General features: G+C 48.1%; 1 pseudogene. It reads left to right on the plus strand.

The features are described from left to right. Positions 1–1,648 precede the first annotated feature (1,648 nt). Positions 1,649–2,343 (plus strand): annotated as a pseudogene (locus tag EXE42_RS15090) (hypothetical protein); the annotation flags it as partial.

Below are 2,343 nucleotides of genomic sequence, written 5' to 3' on the forward strand. Positions count from 1 at the left end.
ATCGCTTCGATGGCTGTGGGCCGGTATTGTCGTTTGCTTCGTGATCGGTTCTGCTATCGTACTACTGGGAACAAGCATTGTTGATGCTCAAGCAAATAATTATAAACCCACTCTGAACAGCACTGGTGACGCGGAATCTATCCGAATAGGTCATTCTGGACAAAAAATAAATAACATTGAAATTCTGGTTTCGAATACATCAGACTCTCCCGGAAAAATCAGACTGTATGTGGATTTAGCTAGCATTGAGTCAAATGGAGTAAACACTTCTTCGGTCTCAATGTCAATCAACGGTATCCAGAACGGATCTGTAATTAACACCTCACAATTAGATACTGAAGATACGACTCTCCTAGCTGCTACGATACAGCCGAATAGATCTAGTCGCTCAATACATATTGACTCTGTCCAAATATCTGGAATTAACACCGATGAGGCACAACTTTCGAGAAACATAAAATATCCAATTGTAGTCACTAACAAGACTGATTTCTCACCTACCAGCCTTACTGAACGAAAGAGTACAAGTTCATTTCAAATAATAGATGGTAATATCCGAATTCACAACCAAGCGACCGGGTCAACACAACTTCATCGGGACTCCCGGACGACTGTCGGCGTAACTGTTGACAATCTCAGCGGGAATACAAATTCAACCCTATTTATCACAAAAAAGGAACATAACGAGATAATAGGTGTTAGAAATATTAGCAAAGAGACTCTTATGAGAGAAGATTCTATTTCTGTTGATCTGTCCAACCCTGGCGGAGATGTCACTGGATATCTCATAGCTAACTCTACGGTTGATACTTCAGATTTTGACATTGGAGATTATTTACCCACTAATGTAACCGGCTTAGCTCTTTCATCCGCTAGTGGTCGAGTAGTTAATGCCTATATTAAATTCGATAATTCATCACATGATAAACCACAAACAGATACCATCGTTATCTCCAGAGCTAAAGTCTCAGATACAATCAACGATGAGACTCCATACCTAATTTCACTACACCCTGTCAATTCAACAGGTCACATCCTACATGACCAAGTTATTGCTCGCTCGAGAGTTCTAACGGGATGGAGTGAGGATATTCCTCTCCATTTCAATACTACAACTCCTCAAAGTGGAATTTTCCGTAGCAACCGCTATGCTGCGTCCATTCAGTTGGCACTAGGACATAGTGCTGGTAACTGGGTATCTGTAGAAAAGGCGGAGCCTCTTCGGAACTCCGACCTTAGTCAACAGTTTGTCTCTGATGGCGTCGCCGATGGTGGAGTAATTGTCATCGAGTCTGTTCAAACAACTGGGTCAAGTACAGATACTGTCCAAATCAGCCGCAATCAGTCAATAAACACGCCCGTATACTCCGGACAAACAGTTCTGTTTAATTCCACATTAAATCCGAGATCTGTTGAGCTTCATAAAGTAGGGAAGGACGGAAACTCTCGGATTGTATCCATAGGAACACAGTTGAACAATTCCCAACAAGTCGGATATAATACTTCAACGCTCTCTACTGGTACATACTACATCCACTCAGATAGAGTGGATTCAGAGAAGTTTGAGATTATTGGAGAGGACAGAAAACGAGTTACTCTGAAGAATATTACTGAAAGGTCGAACTACGGAAGTCCAATGCGGATCTCTATGTCTCACAGTGTGCCAAGATTAAATATAACATTTTCTAGTACGAATAGTAACTCTTCTACAACACTCAACCTGACAACCAACGAGACAGGCCCGACACCCGTCACGATTAACACGTACGCGTCGCCGGAATCTTCGTCGAACTTCGTCACGACAGGCACCGGTATCTCCGTCGAGTCGATCAACGGGGACTCCGGGTCGCTCACTCCCGGGACGTACGACCTCACACTCCGGTCGGAACACGGCACCGAGGTCGCCAACGACACCGCCACAGTCACCGTGGAACCCCGATCGACGAACAACCTGACGGCGTACACGACGCAGGCGGTCGACCGCGGCGACTTCGAGAACGCGACCGCGGTCCGGGAGGCGATCGCCGACGGAACGCTCACCGAAGCGACGGCCGCGACCGCGAACGACACCGTCGTGTACACGGTGAACGCGACGGGACTGACGGGCCTCGCGGCGACCGCGAACGGACCGCTGGAGCGTGGCGGGGATCTCGACCGACTCGACGGCCTCGAATTCGGAGTCCAACCGACGGCTACGGACGCAAGTAACGGGTCCGACGGGAACGAGCTCGGTCGTACGCCGAACGAGTCCGCAGTCCACCTCGACCGGAACGGTCTGTTTCTCGTCGTCGCCGGCGACCGCGCGTTCGGAACCGAGACGACCCCCGACCCCGGCGAAACGTT

It is taken from the genome of Halorubrum sp. SP3, assembly GCF_005435195.1.
Classification (GTDB): domain Archaea; phylum Halobacteriota; class Halobacteria; order Halobacteriales; family Haloferacaceae; genus Halorubrum; species Halorubrum sodomense.